At 70.2% G+C, this 18224-nt stretch carries 13 protein-coding genes and 1 pseudogene; 13 read left to right on the top strand and 1 reads right to left on the bottom strand.

Annotated features, from left to right (window positions below):
- Nucleotides 1-136: 136 nt before the first annotated feature.
- Nucleotides 137-1795 (bottom strand): glycoside hydrolase family 27 protein, encoded by a 1659-nt coding sequence (locus AB0I91_RS19070; protein WP_499637853.1) that lies wholly within the window; start codon nt 1793-1795, stop codon nt 137-139.
- Between the two features lie 1452 nt (nt 1796-3247).
- Here AB0I91_RS19070 and AB0I91_RS19065 point away from each other — a divergent pair.
- The 13 genes and pseudogenes from AB0I91_RS19065 to AB0I91_RS19005 all read left to right on the top strand — a co-directional run bounded on the left by AB0I91_RS19065 (nt 3248) and on the right by AB0I91_RS19005 (nt 18101).
- Entirely contained in the window at nt 3248-5074 is a 1827-nt protein-coding gene (locus AB0I91_RS19065) for an alpha-galactosidase (RefSeq protein WP_499637850.1), read from the top strand.
- 92 nt (nt 5075-5166) lie between these two features.
- Nucleotides 5167-6507 (top strand): extracellular catalytic domain type 1 short-chain-length polyhydroxyalkanoate depolymerase, encoded by a 1341-nt coding sequence (locus AB0I91_RS19060; RefSeq protein WP_499609291.1) that lies wholly within the window; start codon nt 5167-5169, stop codon nt 6505-6507.
- Between the two features lie 113 nt (nt 6508-6620).
- On the top strand, nt 6621-8381 hold the full coding sequence (locus AB0I91_RS19055; protein WP_499637847.1) for a family 43 glycosylhydrolase: 1761 nt from the start codon (nt 6621-6623) through the stop codon (nt 8379-8381).
- A 134-nt stretch (nt 8382-8515) separates the two neighbouring features.
- Nucleotides 8516-9094: a TetR/AcrR family transcriptional regulator gene (locus AB0I91_RS19050; RefSeq protein WP_499637844.1), complete on the top strand. Its 579-nt coding sequence runs from the start codon at nt 8516-8518 to the stop codon at nt 9092-9094.
- Nucleotides 9018-9581: pseudogene (locus AB0I91_RS19045) on the top strand (flavin monoamine oxidase family protein); the annotation flags it as partial. The gene AB0I91_RS19050 and the pseudogene AB0I91_RS19045, both read left to right, overlap by 77 nt.
- A 70-nt stretch (nt 9582-9651) precedes the next feature.
- Nucleotides 9652-10668, top strand: coding sequence for a flavin monoamine oxidase family protein (locus AB0I91_RS19040; RefSeq protein WP_499637841.1), 1017 nt, complete (start codon nt 9652-9654; stop codon nt 10666-10668).
- Nucleotides 10669-10777: 109 nt separating this feature from the next.
- Complete coding sequence (locus AB0I91_RS19035; protein WP_499637952.1) at nt 10778-11260, top strand: AAA family ATPase; 483 nt, start codon at nt 10778-10780, stop codon at nt 11258-11260.
- A gap of 276 nt (nt 11261-11536) precedes the next feature.
- Nucleotides 11537-12583: an ArsR/SmtB family transcription factor gene (locus tag AB0I91_RS19030; protein ID WP_499609302.1), complete on the top strand. Its 1047-nt coding sequence runs from the start codon at nt 11537-11539 to the stop codon at nt 12581-12583.
- Nucleotides 12584-12978: 395 nt separating this feature from the next.
- On the top strand, nt 12979-13368 hold the full coding sequence (locus AB0I91_RS19025) for a hypothetical protein (protein ID WP_499609305.1): 390 nt from the start codon (nt 12979-12981) through the stop codon (nt 13366-13368).
- Nucleotides 13369-13535: 167 nt separating this feature from the next.
- Nucleotides 13536-14087, top strand: a complete 552-nt coding sequence (locus AB0I91_RS19020) for a hypothetical protein (RefSeq protein ID WP_499637838.1) — start codon at nt 13536-13538, stop codon at nt 14085-14087.
- A complete protein-coding gene (locus AB0I91_RS19015) occupies nt 14080-14931 on the top strand; it encodes an ABC transporter ATP-binding protein (RefSeq protein WP_499609311.1) in 852 nt (283 codons plus the stop codon). The genes AB0I91_RS19020 and AB0I91_RS19015 overlap by 8 nt, the downstream gene beginning before the upstream one ends.
- On the top strand, nt 14928-15683 hold the full coding sequence (locus tag AB0I91_RS19010) for a hypothetical protein (RefSeq protein WP_499637835.1): 756 nt from the start codon (nt 14928-14930) through the stop codon (nt 15681-15683). Before AB0I91_RS19015 ends, AB0I91_RS19010 begins: the two co-directional genes overlap by 4 nt.
- A gap of 204 nt (nt 15684-15887) precedes the next feature.
- Entirely contained in the window at nt 15888-18101 is a 2214-nt protein-coding gene (locus AB0I91_RS19005; protein WP_499637832.1) for an RCC1 domain-containing protein, read from the top strand.
- Nucleotides 18102-18224: the final 123 nt, after the last annotated feature.

Genomic DNA, 18224 nt, shown 5'->3' with positions numbered 1-18224 from the left:
GGACCAATGCGCGCGAGGCGACGGCCGGAGTGCTCGGGGTCCTCACGTGAGCGCGTGATATGGGGTCGTGCTCAGTCTGGCCACCGGGACGGCCCGTCGAGCACGGTTGGTCGTGGACCGGTGCCCACTGCCGCGGTCAGGCTCGGGTCCAGCGCTGGTTGGCGCCGTCGTGGCAGGTCCACACGATCACCGGTGTGTTGTTCGCGGTGCCGTTGTTGTCCACGTCGAGGCACAGCCCGTTTCGCACGTTGCTGATCGTGCCGTTGCTGTTCAGGTTCCATTGCTGGTTCGTGCCACCGTTGCAGTCCCACAGCTGGGTTCGCGTGCCGGCGGTGGCGTTGGTCGGCGTTTCCAGGCACTTGCCCAGCAGTTGGAGGGTGTTACCGGTGCGCGTGAACTGCTGGTTGGCCGCGCCGTGGCAGTCCCAGATCACCGGTTGGGTGCCGTTGGCGGTGGAGCTCTCGGGGGCGTCGACACATCGGTTGGCCGACGCGCTGCGCAGCGCGAAGGTCGTGGGTGGCGTGGTGGTGCCGCCGCCGCTCACCCGGAACACGGCCGTGCCGTGGGCGGGGACGCTCGCCGAGATCGCACCCGTGGTCGTGGAGGTCGCGCCCGTCCAGAGGTCGCGCAGGGTGAAGGAGCTCCCGGTCTTGCCGATGGTGCTCGCGGTCGTCGAGATGGTCGTGGTGGTGCTGCCCTGGTTCAGCATGGCCACCGCCACGTCGCCGTTGGCCAACCGCTTGGCGAGCACGCGCCGGGTGCCGTCGAACGACACCTGGACGCCCTGCAGGCCGAGGGAGTCCTGGTTGACCGCGATCAGGTCGCTGTTGTTGAGGATGCTCAGCGTGGCCGCGGACGCGTTGCGGACGTCGTTGCCGGCGATCAGCGGTGAGGCCATGATCGCCCACATGGCGAAGTGGCTGCGCTGCTCGGTCTCGGTCATGCCGCCGTTGCCGACCTCCATCATGTCGGGGTCGTTGAAGCCACCGGGCCGGGCGTAGGAGGCCAGCGGGACGGTCCAGTCGATGATGTTCTTGACGCCCATGAACGAGTTGCCGTCGCTGCCGGTGTCCCACCGGTTGGTGATGTCCTCGGTGGTGCGCCACATGTTCGCGACGTCGCCCCAGTTGCGCAGCGGGCCGGTCTTGGCGTGGATGCTGTTGGGGTTGATGCTGTAGACGATCGGCCGGCCGGTGGCGGCCAGGGCGTCCCGCATCTTCGCGAAGTCCCTCACCTGATCGTCGATCGTGCCCTGCGGCGAGCACCAGTCGTACTTGAGGAAGTCCACGCCCCACGCGGCGAACTGGCGCGCGTCCTGCACCTCGTGGCCCTTGCTCCCGGTGGCACCGGGGAAGGCGTTGAAGTACTGCGCGCACGTCTCGGCCGCCGGCACCTGGTAGAGGCCGAACTTCAGGCCCTTGCCGTGCAGGTAGTCCCCGAGCGCCTTCATCCCGCTGGGGAAGCGGGTGGGGTGCGCGCGGAGGTTGCCCTGGGCGTCGCGGTTGGGGTCGAACCAGCAGTCGTCCACGACCACGTACTGGTAGCCCCGTGCGGCCATCCCGTTGGCGACCATGGCGTCGGCGGTCTGCCTGATCAGCTGCTCGTTGATGTCGCAGCCGAACGTGTTCCACGTGTTCCAGCCCATCGGCGGCGTGCGGGCCACGCCGTTCTCCAGGGCCTGGGCCGGAGCGGCAGCGGTGGTCGTCACGGCGGCCGCGCCCGCGACCACCAGGGCGGCGGCTGCCAACAGCGCGGCGAACCGCCCGCGGCGGGGGGACGGGAGTGCTCGGGTCATGGCGTTCCTTCGTCGTTGATGGATCGTTCCATGGATTGGCAATGGGGCGCCAGGGGGTGCAGGAGGGATCAGAACGTGCGAGGGCTGTCCGGACCGGATCGTCACGACGGGCGCGCGAACACGTCACGGGTGATCCGCGATCGGATGCCCGGGAAGCGGCCGCGGGCGGCGGTGTCAGCTAGGTGGTCGTCGAGATCCACACTGCGGAAGGGCGAAGAGCAGGGGATTCGCTGCCGTGGCCAGCTGCATGGCTCTCACGCCGACCATGCGGCGCGCAGCACCGACGCGACCCCGCGACCGGTTCTCGCAAGTGCGACGAAGCTGTGGACATCTCGGGCCTCTCCGCTGTGACAGGCGCAAGTTCGACACTTCGACGAGCGACCGACCGGCGGTGTCGGCGTCGACTTCGGTGTGGTGAAGCAGTGTGTTAGCGTTAACAACAGGTGGTAGACGACGGCACGTCGGCATTCGAGGTGGTAACCCGCCGGCGTCTCCCTGCGGTTCGCGGGGCTGGGTGGTTCCAGCACGCGCGCTGACGTGTCACAGGAGTTTCCCGATCGGGTGCCCGTCTGTCAATGATCGAGCCGGATCGCCACCTCGGCAGGCGGCCGCCGAGGCCGGTGCGAACACCGCGGTCAAGGCGGCTACCGTGCCGGCGGGGACCGGGTGGCCGTACGACCACGTGGTGTGCGGCTGAGGAGCTGGGAGTCAGGTCGTGGTCGCCGTGCCGGGGAGCGATGTGGTTCTGCGTGCGCACAACTTCCTCCCTGGTGGCGTCGGCCTGACGGGTGTTCGGTGTCGATCGAAGTCCATTGAGGACATTGCCGACCACGGGAGGACTCCCGTGCGCCGATGTGACCGGTCGTCATGACTTTCGGTGCTACAACCTGAAGTTTCGGGCCAATGTAGCCGCGCGAGGTGTGCGGGTCAACGGTGCCGGGCCCTGTCATGTGAGCGCTCACTACGTACTCGGGATGTAGGCGAAGGCAACTTGCCGTCTCAAAAGGGCCGCCAACTGGGTAAACCGCTGGCTTACCCCGATTGGGTCATTGGCTTCGAATCGATTCGAGAGTCATGATGTGAACGCGAACATGAGCGGGTGCACCTCCGACGCATCAGGGGCACGGTCGATCTGATCGGTGCTTCCAGCTGCCGCGGCGCTGCCGTGGCAACGCTGCCGCGGAACCTCTCGCCGTCGTGTTGCCGGAGTTCCGTCCGAAGTCGACGAAGCCGCCAGGTCCCGGTTGCGGGGCACGGTGGGGGGAGGCGGTCTCCAGCAGCTCGCTCAGCTCGATTGTGAGCGCTAACCAAGCGGGAATCCTTGACAGTCTCCATTGGTGCCAAGAGACTCGCAGACGCAGATCGCCGAGCCAGTTGCAAACTGTTAGCGTGCTCATCGAGCACTTCTCGTGATCGGTGGGAGCGCCTTCTCAACGACGAGCAGGAGGCACCGTGGGTGGGATCCGGAGATCATCCCTGCGGCGGGTGGGCGTGCTGCTGGCCGCCGCCGCGTTGTCCGTCACGACCTTGACCCCGGGATCGGAGGAGTCGGCGTCGGCGTGGGACAACGGAGTGGCCACGACGCCGCCACTGGGCTGGAACAGCTACGACTCGTTCAACTGGAACGTGACCGAGGCCCAGGTCAAGGCCAACGCCGACTACATGCGCGACAACCTCAAGCAGCACGGCTGGCAGTACATCGTCATCGACTGGGCCTGGTACTACCCCGGCCGGGGGACCGGCAGCCCGAACCAGGACGCGAACTTCCAGCCCCGGCTGCGCACCGACGCGGGCGGCCTGCTGCTGCCCGACACCACCCGCTTCCCCTCCGCCGCGGGTTCCAACGGGTTCAAGCCGCTGGCCGACTACATCCACGCCCAGGGCCTGAAGTTCGGCGTGCACCTGATGCGCGGCATCCCGCGCCAGGTGGTCGCCGACAACCTCCCCGTGCCGGGCACGAGCTGCCGCGCGAACCAGATCAACAACAACACCACCGCGGCCTGGTTGAACCTCAACTGGGGCCTAAACATGACCAACCCTTGCGCCCAGTCCTACCTCGACGCCCAGTTCAAGCTGCTGGCCTCGTGGGGCGTGGACTACGTCAAGGTCGACGACATCGCCGCGCCCACCTACCGCCAAGCCGAGATCGAGGGCTACAAGACGGCCATCCAGCGCAGCGGGCGGCCCATGGTGCTCAGCCTCTCGCCCGGCCCGACCTCCACCGGCAACGGTGCGCACGTCTCGGCCAACGCCAACATGTGGCGGATCGTCAACGACCTGTGGGACAACTGGTCAGCGCTGGACGCCCTGTTCGAGCGGCTGCACGCGTGGACGCCGCACCGCCGGCCCGGCGCGTGGCCCGACCCGGACATGATCCCGATCGGGCGCCTGTCGCAGCAGGGACCCGTGGGCTCACCGCGCTACTCGAACCTCACCGCCGACGAGCAGCGGACCCTGATGACCCTGTGGTCGATCACCCGCTCGCCGCTGATGTGGGGCGGGGACCTGACCCAGAACCGGGCCTCCGAGCTGGCGCTGATGACCAACACCGCCGTGCTGGCCGTCGACCAGCACAGCCTCAACAACCGTCAGCTGTTCTCCGGCACGCACACCGCGTGGACCGCCGACGTGCCCGGCAGCGATGACAAGTACCTCGCCCTGTTCAACCGCGGCACCGGCACCTCGACCGTGTCGGCCTCGCTCGCCGAACTGGGCATGGGTTCCGCCTCGGTGGTGGACCTGTGGACGGGCGCGAGCCTGGGCACCGTGAGCGGCACGCTGTCCCGCTCGCTGCCCGCCCACGGCTCCGGTCTCTACCGGCTCACCCCGCGCTCCACCGTGCCCGTGCCCACCGCCGAGACCTTCACCGCGCGGCACAGCGGCAAGGTGGCCGACGTCTACAACGCCTCGACCGCAGACGGGGGCAACGTCGTCCAGTGGGCGCCCAACGGCCAGACCAACCAGCGCTGGCGTGTCCGCGACGTCGGCGGCGGCTACAGCGAGGTGGTCAACGTCGGCAGCGGCAAGTGCCTCGACGTCTACGGCGGTGGTTCGGTCACCGCGGACGGGGCACGGGTCGTGCAGTGGACGTGCAACGGCCAGACCAACCAGCGCTGGCGCTTCGAGGACGCCGGCAGCGACCACGTGCGGCTGATCGCGCAGCACAGCGGCAAGTGCCTGGACGTGTCCGAGGCCGCCACCACCGACGGCGCCCAACTCGTCCAGTGGACCTGCAACAGCAGCAGCGCCAACCAGCAGTGGCGGCGGCAGGCCGCGTAGTGGGTCATCCGGTCGGGCCGTCCACCAACGGCCCGACCGTGCCGCTGCGCGCACGGCTACGGGAACGGCGACAGTCCATTCAGGAGGAACACATGAGACGAATGCTCACCACCCTGTTGACGATGGCGTCGCTGCTGTCGCTCGTCTTCGGCGTCGCGCTGGTGTCGGCGGGGCCGGCTTCGGCCGCCACGCTGACCCGCGTCACCGACTTCGGCGCCAACCCGACCAACCTGGGCATGTACGTCTACGTGCCCGACAACGTCGCACCCCGTCCCGCCCTGCTGGTCCTCGTGCACTACTGCGGCGGGTCGGCCGGCGCGATCTTCAACGGCAACGGGCGTGACTTCGCCACCGCAGCCGACCGGTACGGCTACGTCGTCGTGGTGCCCGAGGCGACCCGCGAGGGTCGCTGCTTCGACGTGTCCACCCGCGCCGGGCTGACCCGCAACGGCGGCAGCGACTCCACGGGCATCATGTCCATGGTCGACTGGACCCGCCAGCGCTACAACGTCGACCCGGCCCGCATCGTCGTCAGCGGGTTCTCGTCCGGGGCCATGATGACCAACGTGCTGGCGGCCCAGTACCCGGACGTCTTCGCCGCGGCCTCGGCCTTCTCCGGGGTGCCGGCGGGGTGCTTCGCCACCACCAACGGCTCGCTGTGGAACAGCCAGTGCTCCAGCGGGAACATCGTCAAGACCGCGCAGGAGTGGGGCGACCTGGCCCGGTCCATGTACCCCGGCTACACCGGCTCCTACCCCCGGATGCAGCTGTGGCACGGTGACCAGGACACCACCCTGGCCTACCGCAACTTCGGCGAAGAGATCAAGCAGTGGACCAACCTCCGCGGCTTGAGCCAGACACCCTCCTTCACCGACCGCCCGCAGTCGAGCTGGACGCGGACCCGCTACGGCGACACCGGCACCACGGCCACGGTGGAGGGCATCAGCATCACGGGCACCGGGCACACCCTGCCGCAGGCGGGGATGCTCGCCTACGCCATCTCGTTCCTCGGCCTCGACGGTGGCGGCGGTGGCGGCGCCACCGGTCCGCTGCGCTCGGTGAGCGCCGGGAAGTGCCTGGACGTGCCGAACCAGTCCACCACCACCGGCACCCGGCTCCAGGTGTGGGACTGCTGGAACGGGCCCAACCAGCAGTGGACGTCCACCACGACGCAGGAGCTGTCCGTCTACAGCGCCACCTCCCGGCGTTGCCTCGACGCCGAGAACGCCGGCACGACCGCGGGCACCCTGGTGATCATCTGGACGTGCCACGGCGGCACCAACCAGAAGTGGCGGCTCAACGCCGACGGCTCGATCACCGGCGTGCAGTCGGGGTTGTGCCTGGAAGTCGCCGGCGGTTCGACCGCCAACGGCGCGCCCGCGCGGCTGTGGACCTGCAACGGGCAGGCCAACCAGCGGTGGGCCCGCACGTGACGCGGTGACGAGCCGAAGGTCGACTCCACGGCCCGCACAACATCACCGGTGCGTGCAGGCGGCCCCGCGATGCCGCCTGCACGCACCGGCACCCCCCATCGAAGGAGACAACCGTGCAACGTCGAAGGCGCCTGCTCGCCTGGGCCGTGGGTGTCATGTCGGCCCTGGCGCTGTTCCCGGCCACGGCCAGGGCCGACAACCCCATCGTCCAGCACATCTACACCGCCGACCCGGCACCGATGGTCCACAACGGACGGGTGTACGTCTACACCGGACGTGACGAGGACGGCTCCACCACGTTCACCATGCGCGAGTGGCGGGTGTTCTCCTCCGCCGACATGGTGAACTGGACCGATCACGGCGTGCCGATGAACCTCGGCACGTTCGCGTGGGCGGACGCCAACGCCTGGGCGGGGCACACGATCGCCCGCAACGGCAAGTTCTACTGGTACGTCCCGGTCCGCCGCCGCGGTGGCGGGATGGCCATCGGCGTGGGCGTCTCGGACAGCCCCACCGGCCCGTTCCGCGACGCCATCGGCCGCCCGCTGGTGGAGAACGGCGAGATCGACCCGCACGCGTTCATCGACGACAACGGCCAGGCGTACCTGTACTGGGGCAACCCGAACCTGTGGTACGTGCGGCTCAACGCCGACATGATCTCGTTCTCCGGCAGCGCGACGAAGATCCCGCTGACCACCGCCGGGTTCGGCACCCGTACCGGTCACGCGACCAGACCCACGTTGTACGAGGAAGCGCCCTGGGTCTACAAGCGCGACAACCTCTACTACATGATCTTCGCCGCCAAGTGCTGCTCGGAGTTCATCGCCTACTCCACCGCCCCGAGCCCCACCGGGCCGTGGACCTACCGCGGCACGGTCATGCCGACCCAGGGCTCCAGCTTCACCAACCACCCGGGCATCGTCGACTACAAGGGCGGTTCGTACTTCTTCTACCACAACGGCGCCCTGCCCGGCGGGGGCGGCTACGCCCGATCGGTGGCGATCGAGAAGTTCACCTACAACGGTGACGGCACCATTCCCCAGATGACCATGACCACCGCCGGCCCGCCGCCGGTGGACGTGCTCAACCCCTACGTCCGCCAGGAGGCCGAGACCATCGCCTGGGGTTCGGGCATCGAAACCGAACCCTCCGCCGAGGGCGGCATGAACATCGGCTCCCTCCACAACGGCGACTACACCAAGGTCCGCAACGTCGCCTTCGGCGCGGGTGCCTCGTCCTTCACCGCCCGCGTCGCCTCCGCCACCTCCGGCGGCACGATCGAGGTCCGCCTGGGCAGTGCCGCCGGCACGGTCGTGGGCCGCTGCACCGTCCCCAACACCGGCGGCTGGCAGGCGTGGCGATCGGTGACCTGCCCCGTCAGCGGCGCCTCCGGCAACCAGGACGTGTACCTGCGCTACACCGGTGGGAGCGGCTTCCTGTTCAACGTGGACTGGTGGCAGTTCTCGTCCGGCGGTTCGTCCGGCGACGTCACGTCACGGCTGCGCGGTGTCGGGTCCAACCGGTGCGTGGACGTCGACAACGCCTCCACGGCCCTGGGCACGACCGTGTTGCTGTGGGATTGCGGCGCCGGCGCCAACCAGCAGTGGACGACCAACCCGAGCGGCGAGTTCCGGGTGTTCGGCGACCGGTGCCTGGACGCCTACGAGCAAGGCACGACCAACGGCACCAGGGTGGTGATCTGGTCGTGCAACGGCCAGGACAACCAGAAGTGGGCGTCGGGCTCGGACGGCTCGATCCGCAACGTGCGCGCCGGGCTGTGCCTGGACGCCGACGGAGCGGCCACCGCCAACGGCACGCGGTTGATCCTGTGGACCTGCAACGGCCAGGACAACCAGAAGTGGACCCGCGCGTGACGACACCGGGCCGACGGTGACGCAGTGCCGCGCGCCCGTCCTCGCCGACGGCGCGCGGCACTCGCGGTCAGGGACGATTAGCCAGACCGAACGGTCTCTACAGTCGACCACTCGCACGGTAGTAGCCTCCGAGCATGACCTCGAACTCGACGGGCGAGTCCCGCGCGACGCGCAACACCGAACGCACTCGCGCCGCGGTGCTCGGCGCTGCCGCGGCGGCGATGACCGAGCGCGGGACCGGTGTCTCGCTGTCCTTCATCGCCCAGCGCGCGGGGGTCTCCAAGAGCGGCCTGCTGCACCACTTCCCCAATCGCGACGCCCTGCTGACGGCGCTCGTGGAGGACGCCAACCGCAGGTTCCGCGCGGCCGTGGTCGCCCATCTCGACCTGTCGGAGAACACGCCGGGCAAGATGCTGAGGGCCTACGTCCGGGCGCTCTGCTCCGGCTCCGACGCCGTCACCCAGTACTTCACCTCGGCGCCTGCCTGGGCGGGCATCTACACCGTGCCCGGCGTGGTGGACCTCGTTCGTGCGGACGAGCGGTGGTGGTCCGAGCAGTTCGCCCTCGACGGTGTGGACGACGCCCGCATCCTGGTGGTCCGTCGCGCCGCGGAAGGAGTGGCGGCCGCCATCACCTATGGGGACGCCGAGGCCACGAGCGGCGCGCGCGAGCTCCTCCTGGCGCTGGCCAGCGGGGAGCAGTTGCCGGGCTGAGCGCACCGTCCCGGCCCCGGGGTGTCGCGGGCCGCCGAGCCCACACGCGCACATATGCGACCAAGCGCACTTCTTAGCCGACCGTTTGGTCTGTAAGCTGGTGGGTGTGACGCTCTCCCGTCGTCGACCGAGGGGGAGGCACGTGTCGTCGCGGCGTTCGCGTCGGAGGCACACGTGCTCCGGTGCGATGGCCGAGAGACCCCCGGACAGACGGAGCGCGACCATGAACAGTGCCGGTAATCGACCCGCCGATGTCGTCGTCGTCGGCGCCGGGCTCGCCGGACTGACGGCAGCGGACCGGCTCGCCCGAGCGGGGTATGACGTCGTCGTCGTGGAAGGCCGGGATCGCGTCGGTGGTCGGATCCGCAGGACCGAGATCGCGGGCGTGCCCGTCGACGCCGGAGCGACCTGGGTGGCGCCGCACCACGCGGCGGTGCGCGACCTGGCGAGCCGGCTCGGCTGCGAGTTCGTGCCCCAGTTCCACCAGGGGAGGGGTGTGATCTCCTTCGGGGGGCAGGCGCAAGGTCGAGGGCATCACCGCCCTGGCGCCCTGGGTGATGCTCGACATCACACGGATCATGGGCGCGCTGCAGAAGATCGTCGACGGCCTCCCGGTGTCGTCCCCGTGGGAGCACCCCGACGCCGCGCGGCTCGATTCGATGTCGCTCGGCGAGTGGCTGACCTCGAAGCACGCCTTGGCGGGCACCCGGAAGTTCATGACCATGTTCTGCCTGGTGCACTGGGGCGCGCCCGTCGGTGACGTGTCGCTGTTCAACGCGCTGCGCTACATCAAGAACCTCGGCGGCGTGGAGTTCATGCTCAAGGTCGAGGGCGGCGATCAGCAGGACCGGGTGCTGGGCACCACCCACGCGCTCGTCGGCGGGCTCGCCGACACGCTGGGGTCCCGCGTGATCGTCGACGCGCCGGTGAAGACCATCACCACCGTCGGCGATCGCGTCACGGTCGGGACGGGCGAGCACACGATCGACGCCCGGTTCGTCATCGTGACCGCGTCGCCGACGGACCGTTCGACCATCGAGTTCTCGCCCGCGCTGCCGGAGCGCCACTACGGTCTCGCCCGCAGCTGGCGACTGGGTGCGCTCAGCAAGGCGTTCGTCGCCTACGACCGTCCCTTCTGGCGCGACCGAGGGCTCTCGGGCGAAGCGGTGTCCGACGACGAGACCGTCTTCCTCACCTTCGACGTCAGTCCCGGCGCCGACGGCCCCGGCATCCTGATGGTGTTCTGCGACGCGCGCGGGTTCGACGCCTACGACCAGGACGAGCGCCGCAGGCGCGTCGTGGCGCACCTCGTGCACCTGTACGGGGAATCCGCTCGCCACACCACCGACTACACCGACTTCTCCTGGGGCAACGACGTCTTCGCGCCCGGCGGGCCGAACCCCGCGGTCGCACCGAAGGCGTGGACCACGTTCGGGCGGTACCTCCGCGAACTGGTCGGACTCGTGCACTGGGCGGGCACCGAAACGGCCGACGAGACGTCCGGGAGCATGAACGGGGCGATCCTGTCGGGTCAACGGGCGGCGGACGAAGTGGCTGCCCGGCTGGTGGGGTGACCGCGGAGCGCTGCTCGGTCTCGCCGCCGGGCCGTCGAGCCGGACGCCACCGAGGTTGTCCAGTCCGGCCGGTCGCCTTGTCCTCTACGGTGGCCGGGTGGCCGTGATTATGGTGACCGGCATGTCCGGGGTGGGTAAGTCGACGATCCTGGGCCACCTCGAACAACGCGGGTACCGGGTGGTGGACACCGACTTCGGAGAGTGGATCGAGGAAATCCCGACGGCGGACGGGACCGGGGTCGAGCGGCAGTGGCGCGAGGACCGGATCGACGGTCTGCTCACCGAGCACGAGCGGTCCGGGGAACCCCTGTTCATCTCCGGTGCGGTGTGGAACCAAAGCCGGTTCTACCCCCGTTTCACCCACGTGGTGCTGCTCAGCGCGCCGATCGAGGTGATGTTCGAGCGCATCGCCGGACGTTCCGACAACCCGTTCGGCAAGACCGACGACCAGCGCGCTCGCATCGCCGCGGACACCGCCGAGGTGGAGCCACTGCTCAGGGCGACGGCCACGATGGAGATCGACACCCGGAAGCCGATCGCCGAGGTGGTGGACCAGTTGGCCGCGCTCTGCGGTCCGCCCCCGTCCCGTTGAGCCCGGTGGCATCCGCTCCACCGCAATTCCCGATGAGGGCGAAACTTCACTCGAGCAAGGGAGCGCGGCGCACAGCGGAGACCGCGGCAGTCGAAGTCGAACCGTCGAGGACCTGGTCAGCCCGGTCAGCGGCCACAACGAGTGGGATCCGCTCCCCGCCTCGACGAGCTGTTCCCCGCACCGGGCCCGCACCGCCCCAAACCCGCCCTGAGGTCTACGCCTGGTAGCCGCCGCGGCCGTACGATCCCGGGACCTGCGTCTTACCCGGGAGGCGGCGTGCGGATCCACTTCACGCGTCGAGATCTGGCGCTGACGGTCCTGGCCGACGATCCGGATCCGTTGTGGGAGCTGGTGAACAGCGTGCAGGCGCTGCAGGGGCGGTACGGGCAGGTAGTGCTGGGGCACTGGCGGCGGCAGGTCGCCGATGAGCTGCGCCGGGCCGAGCTGAGCGCGCTGGTCCGGGCTCGGCTGTTCCCGCTGGTTCCGCACGCGTCCTACTTCCCCGACTTGCTCACCCCGCCCGAGGGAGCGCTCGGCCTTGAGGAGGCCGTGATGGCGATCCTGGGCACGCCGAGGGCACGACTGGGGGCCGAGATCGAGGGGCTGGGCGGCGCCCCGGGGGCGGGGGCGTGGCTGGCCGATCTCGCCGCCGGGCGTCCGAGTGCGCTGGGGGAGCTCGGCGAGGTGCTCCGGGCCTACTTCCGGCACGCGGTCGCGCCCTACTGGGACCGGCTGCGCACCCACGTCCACCGCGACCTGGCCATGCGCCGGCACGTGCTGCGCGAGCGCGGGGTCGAAGGGCTGCTGGACAGCTTCGCGCCGATGATGCGGTGGCGGCGGCCGGTGCTGGAGTTCGCCCGGCACCCGTCCGACCGCGAGATCCACCTGGACGGGCGCGGGCTGCGGTTGGTGCCGTCCTACTTCGCCCAGCTCAACCCGCAGACGATCATCGATGGCGAGCTGCCGCAGGTGATCGTGTACCCGGTGCCGCACGATCCCCGGTGGCTGGCACCGGGCCGCTTCCGTCCGGACCACCCGGCGCTGGCCCGGTTGCTCGGCGAGACCAGGGCCGCGATCCTGCTGGCCACAGTGGACGGTTGCACCACGACCGAGCTCGCCCGGCGGGCGAGCACCTCGCCGGCGTCGGCGAGCCGGCACGCGACGGTGCTCCGGGAGGCCGGCCTGGTGATCACCCGGCGGCACGGCGGATCCGTGCTGCACAGCGCCACCGCCCTGGGCCTCGATCTGGCCGCCGGCCAGCCGCACGCGCATCGTGACCACGCCGCCACACAACCCCCACGCAGCACCTTTTCGCCTGGATGAAAAGGGAATGGTCGACGGCACCCCGGGCTGAGAGCCTGTTCCGGAACGTTGGCGTTGGTGCCGGCCGGCGGTGGCTACCGGGGGGTGGCGTGGAGATCCTCGTTCTGGGATCACTGGTCGTGACCAGTGATGGTGTGCCCGCCTGCATCCCGACGGGGCGCAAGCCCCGCGTGGTGCCGGCGTCGCGGGCCGGACGGAGCGTGGCTTGAGCGCCTTCCCCCTTGGCCGCATCGATGGTGCGGCAGGAGCACGTTACACGCGGCACCCACCGGCGCGAGGACGAACCGAGGACGTACCGAGGACGAACCGAGGACGTGACCGGCCAATCTCTCCACAGCGTCGGTAGTCATCACCAGCCGGAGCACTTCCGGCGAAGTCCGATTACGGAGGTGGAAATGAGAAGCAAATTGGGGGGCCGGCTGCTGTTGGCAGGTGCGATCGCCCTCGCGACGCTGGGCATCGCGCCGGCCGCGCATGCGTGGGGTACCGGCTACTACGTGGCCGCGTCGTGTTGGCGACCGTGGGGTTCGGCCACGTTGACCTGGGGTTTCGATGCGAAGAACGTCACGAACGTCGCGGGTAATACGTACCCGCACTACGTGTACGCCTACGCCGATCTGAAGTACCAGGGCAGCAGACAGGACAACATCTGGGAAGAAGGCACCGGCTGGGTCGACGGCCGCAAGGACCGGGGCGGCGTGACCGGTGGACGCGTCTGGAGCGTGTTCGCCAACGCCAGTGACGGCCAGACGTGGTTGAACGGCAACGAATGCTGGGTCACGTGACGATCCGGCACCAGGTGCTCCGCGAGGGCGTCGCGGTGCGGACATTCCGCCCCGGCGCCCTCGCGCTCCCGCTGGCCGCGTTCCCCCTGGCGATAGGTTGGTCGACGGGAACCTACGGGCAGCCGCCTGTGGGAGTCACGAGCTTCCAGTTGGGAGCACACTGGGTCGTGAGTTGGCTGATCCCCGTCACCTCGGCGTGCGTGCTCTCGTTCGGGATGGCCCGGTTCGGCGCCGATCGACGGCTGGTCGCAGCCGGGTCGACGGATCCGCGCAGCCGCTGGTGGCGGGATCGCGGCGGGCTGATCGCGATCTTCGCGATCGTCACCGCACTGGCCGCGTTCAGCCAGTCCACGACCGCGGACGAGCCGTACCTGTCGCTCCTGGTCCCGTCTCTGGGTGGCCTGGTCGTGGCGGTCGCGGCGTGCCACGTCGTGGTGGCCCGGTTCGATCCGGGCCCGGGGGTCGCCGCCGGAGCGGCGGGCTGCATCACGACTGCCGTCGTCGTGCTGCCCTACCTCACCGGTGGCCCCTCGCTACTGGTGATCGACCCGACGCTGGCCGACTGGATGCGGCACGTGCCGGGGCGGTCGCACCCGATCTCGGCCGGCCTGCTGCTGTGGACGTCGGTGGCGGCGGCCGCGATCACGGCCGCGCGCCTGCTGCCGCGGGACGTGTCCCGGCTTCGCTGGATCACAAAGGAGGCAGGCGATCATGATTAGCGTCCGCGATGTGGGCAAGGTGTTCGGCGCCGCCACGGCCCTCCAAGGCGTCACTTTCGATCTCGAGCCGGGGATCGTGGCGCTGCTCGGCCGCAACGGCGCCGGCAAGTCGACGCTGCTGGGCATACTCGCCGGACTGGCGGTCGAGTCCTCCGGCGTGATCGCCGTCGACGGAGCACCGCTCGCCGCCGACCGCAGGGCGCTCCGCGCGGCGGCGACACTGCTGCCCCAGGACCCCCGCCTCGATCCCGAGGTGTCGGCCAAGGCGTTGCTGCGCTACCTGTTGACCGTGCGCGGCCTGGACACCGCGCCCATCGAAGGGCTGCTCGACCGGTTCGGGCTGGGCGGGGCGCTCGGGGACCGGGCGATCGGCACGCTCAGCGGCGGCATGCGCCAACGGGTCGGGCTTGTCTACGCGTTCGCGACCGAAACCCGGATGCTGTTGCTGGACGAACCGACGACCGGTCTCGATCCCTGGGAGCGGCTGCGTTTCACCAGCCACCTCGCCCACGCGGCGACGAACGCCACGATCGTCTACTCCACCCACGTCGTCTCGGACATCGAAGCGATTGCGAACCGGGTGCTGGTGCTGGAGCGGGGACGGCTGATCTTCGACGGCAGCCCCGACGTGCTGGTGTCGATGTCACCGCCGGTCTTCGTCGCTGAGGGGGACGAGTCGACCGCGGCGCGGCTCCACGGGTCGGGGGCGCTGACCGCGGTGACCCGGGTCGGCCCGAACCGGTACCGCGTCCGGTTCCTGGGGGAGTCCCTGTCGGACGAGGCCAAGCAGGTGGAGCCGACGCTCAACGACGCGTACATCGCGCTGACCCGATCGGCGGCGTGATGCTCACCTACCACCTCCGGCGGTCCATGACCCCGCGGATGCTCGTCGTGCTGGCCGCGGTCACGCCGATGATCTGGATCGGGTTCCGCTCCGGTGGAACGGAAGTCGGCGACGGCCTCCTGGGACTGCGGGGCATCGGCCGCTACTGGACCGTGCTCACCCCGATCGTCCTCGTCGTGACCGTGCCGCTTCTCGGCCGGGCGTGGCGGCGACGACGGCAGCAAGTCAATTGGATGCTCGCTCCCGCCGGCCCGGCCACGACCTCTCGTGACACGCTGTGGAACTTCGTTGCCGGTTACCTGGCCTACGCCGCACTCGTCCTTGTCTGTTCCTGCTACCTGCTCGTCCGCGTCGACGCGGCGGCGACACCGCTGGTCGCCGTCGCGGTCGTCACCGTGGTCGGACCACTGATGGGCGGCTACACCACCCTCGCCCTCGGCTACGTCCTCGGCGAACTCACCGGCCAGGAGGCAATCCGAATCGTGGTCGTCGTCGTGCTCGCGATTCTGGACGCTGTCAACTACGTGCCATCCGCGCTGTCCGCGTCCGGTACAGGTCGCACCGTCGAGGAAGCGGGTGGCTGGGAACCAGCTCTCGACAACGGCCCCATCACCACCGTCGCGTGGCCCACGGCGGATTTCGTCGGGACCCGCGCCGCCCTGGTGATCGTGACGAGCCTCGGCCTCGCCTTCTGCGGTTGGTTGCGATATCGCAGGTTGTCCGGGCCAAGCAGCGACCGCCGCCGTGGCTGACGGCAAGGGTGCTCAACGTGACCGTCGTCGGCGTCACCTCGGACACCTGTGGCACCGCGAGGCCCGCCTGTGCCCGCGTGAATTCGCCGAAAGGTGCTGTGCCGTCGGGATTTGAGCGGTAGCGTCCCGCGCGGGTCGGGGGATCCGTGACCTTGGGGGTGTTCGATGCGGTTGCTCACCGCTGTTCTGTCGGCGGTTGCCCTGGTGGCGGTCGTTCCGGCCGGTTTCCCCGCGGTGGCCCAGGCGCAGGCCGCCGCTGGGTCGACTTACACGGCGTTGTCGCCGACCCGGGTGCTGGACACCCGTTCGGGGAGTGGGCCGATGGGGACCGCGGGCACGATCTCCCTCGACCTGGCCGGGCGGGTGCCGGCGTCGGCCACGGCGGTGGTGTTCAACCTGACCGGCACCGAGCCGACCGCGAACACCTACGTCACGGTCTCGCCGCACGGCCGGGCCCGGCCGGCGGTGTCGAACCTGAACCTCCGGGCGGGCGAGACGCGGGCGAACCTGGTGACCGTGGCGGTCGGGGCGGACCGCGTGGTCGACCTGTACAACAACGCGGGCAGCACGCACGTCATCGCCGACCTGGCCGGGTACTACGCGACCTCGGGCGGGTCGAAGTTCATCCCGGCGCGGGCGTCCCGGGTGATGGACGAGTACCGCGGCGGGCACGTCGGGCCAGGGGGCACGACGACGCTGGACCTGTCGCGGACCGTGCCCGCCTCGGCGACCGCGGTCGTGCTCAACGTGACGGCCGCCCGCGCCACCGCGAACACGTACGTCACGGCGTGGCCCGCGGGCGCCGCCCGGCCGACCGCCTCGACGGTCAACGTGCCGGTCGGCGGCACCAACCCGAACCTCACGACCGTCGCGCTGGGCGCCGGACGGCTGGTGAACCTGTACAACAACGCCGGTGAGCTCGACCTGGTCGTCGACATCCAGGGGTTCTACACGCCGGAGTACGGAGCGGTGTTCACCCCGGTCGCACCGCGGCGGATCTTCGACACCCGCAACGGCACCGGGAACGCCAACCAGAACTCCACGCCCATCGGGCCGCAGCGGTCGCGGGGCGTCATGCCGGACGTGGCGGTGCCGGCGGAGGCCATCGGCGCCGTGGTCAACATGACCGGGATCGCGCCGACGGCCGACACGCACGTCACGGCCTGGCAGGTCGAACGCGATCGCCCGGAGACGTCCAACCTGAACCTGGCGCGCGGCCAGACGGCGGCGAACCTCGCCGTCGTCGTGATCCAGTACGACGTCGACGAGTCGCGCTTCTACGCCTACAACAACGCGGGTGAGACCCACGTCGCCGTGGACCTGGCCGGGTACTTCTCGGTGCCGCCCGTGCCGTGCCTCCGCGACTGCGCCTACGTGTGGGGCGGTAACCACGGGCAGCTCGGCAACGGGACGACGACGTCCTCGTCGTTGCCGAAGCCGCTGCACGGGTTGTCGGGCCTGGTGTCGCTGGCGTCGAACACCGCGGCGCTGGCCGACGGCTCGGTGTGGGTTTGGGGCGGCAATGGCCCGGACTTCGGTGAAGCCTGGTACGCCTCCGCCGTCGTCCCGATCCCGGTGCGGGTGGCCGGGCTCACCGGGGCCGTCGCGGTCGCCGACGCGTTGGCCGGCAACCACTACGCGTTGCGGGGCGACGGGACCGTCTGGTCATGGGGCAGCGACGGCTCCGGCGCGCGGGGCCTCGGCGTGGGCGCCCACCCGGTGGAACCCCGGCAGATCCCCGGGCTCACGGGTGTCACCGCCATCGCGGCCGGTTGGGAGAGCGGTTACGCGTTGCGCAACGACGGCACGGTCTGGGCCTGGGGCTGGAACCACCGGGGCCAGCTCGGCACCGGGTCCACCTCCGAGTCGTCGAGCGTGCCGACCAGGGTCAGCGGGCTCACCGGTGTCGTCAAGATCGCCGCGAGTGGGGCGACCGCGTTCGCCGTCACCGCGGACGGCGCCGCGTGGGCGTGGGGCGACAACTACGAAGGCGCCCTCGGCAACGGCACGACCGGCGGCGTCTCCCGGGTCCCGGTGCGCGTCTCCGGGTTGACCGGGGTGGTCGAGATCGACGGTGACAGCTACAACGGCTACGCCGTGCGCAACGACGGCACGGTGTGGTCGTGGGGCCACGGTTCGTCCGGCGCGCTCGGCGACGGGAGCGACTGCTTCGACTGCGTCAAGACCGTGCCGGTGCGCGTTGACGGCATCACCGGCGCGGTCGACGTCGTCAGCCACATCTACGGCGGGCAGGTGCTCGACGCCTCGGGTCGGCTCTGGATGTGGGGCTCGAACTCCAGCGGCGACCTCGGCACCCAGCCCAGCGGCATCCCCGCGCTGCGGCCCGTCCAGGGCCCGGACCTCGGCACCGTCACCGCGCTGGGCGACGGTGGGCAGGCCTTGGTGCCGAACCCGTGAGAACCGGGTGGGTGCCGGCGATCACCGGCACCCACCCGCCTCTTTGGACCCACCGTCGGCGCAGCCGAGCACGATCCGGCACCGCTGCGCCAACGCCTGCGACGACTCGGCCCGCCGAGCCCG

Source organism: Actinosynnema sp. NPDC049800, from assembly GCF_040656635.1.
Classification (GTDB): Bacteria; Actinomycetota; Actinomycetes; order Mycobacteriales; family Pseudonocardiaceae; genus Actinosynnema.
This window is presented reverse-complemented; position numbering and strand designations above follow the sequence as displayed.

What these genes read in the sequence shown, in the direction of transcription:
- AB0I91_RS19070 (WP_499637853.1), bottom strand. Translation starts at nt 1,795, where the DNA reads ATGACCCGAGCACTCCCGTCCCCCCGCCGCGGGCGGTTCGCCGCGCTG.
- AB0I91_RS19060 (WP_499609291.1), top strand. Translation starts at nt 5,167, where the DNA reads ATGAGACGAATGCTCACCACCCTGTTGACGATGGCGTCGCTGCTGTCG.
- AB0I91_RS19050 (WP_499637844.1), top strand. Translation starts at nt 8,516, where the DNA reads ATGACCTCGAACTCGACGGGCGAGTCCCGCGCGACGCGCAACACCGAA.
- AB0I91_RS19040 (WP_499637841.1), top strand. Translation starts at nt 9,652, where the DNA reads ATGCTCGACATCACACGGATCATGGGCGCGCTGCAGAAGATCGTCGAC.
- AB0I91_RS19035 (WP_499637952.1), top strand. Translation starts at nt 10,778, where the DNA reads ATGGTGACCGGCATGTCCGGGGTGGGTAAGTCGACGATCCTGGGCCAC.
- AB0I91_RS19025 (WP_499609305.1), top strand. Translation starts at nt 12,979, where the DNA reads ATGAGAAGCAAATTGGGGGGCCGGCTGCTGTTGGCAGGTGCGATCGCC.
- AB0I91_RS19015 (WP_499609311.1), top strand. Translation starts at nt 14,080, where the DNA reads ATGATTAGCGTCCGCGATGTGGGCAAGGTGTTCGGCGCCGCCACGGCC.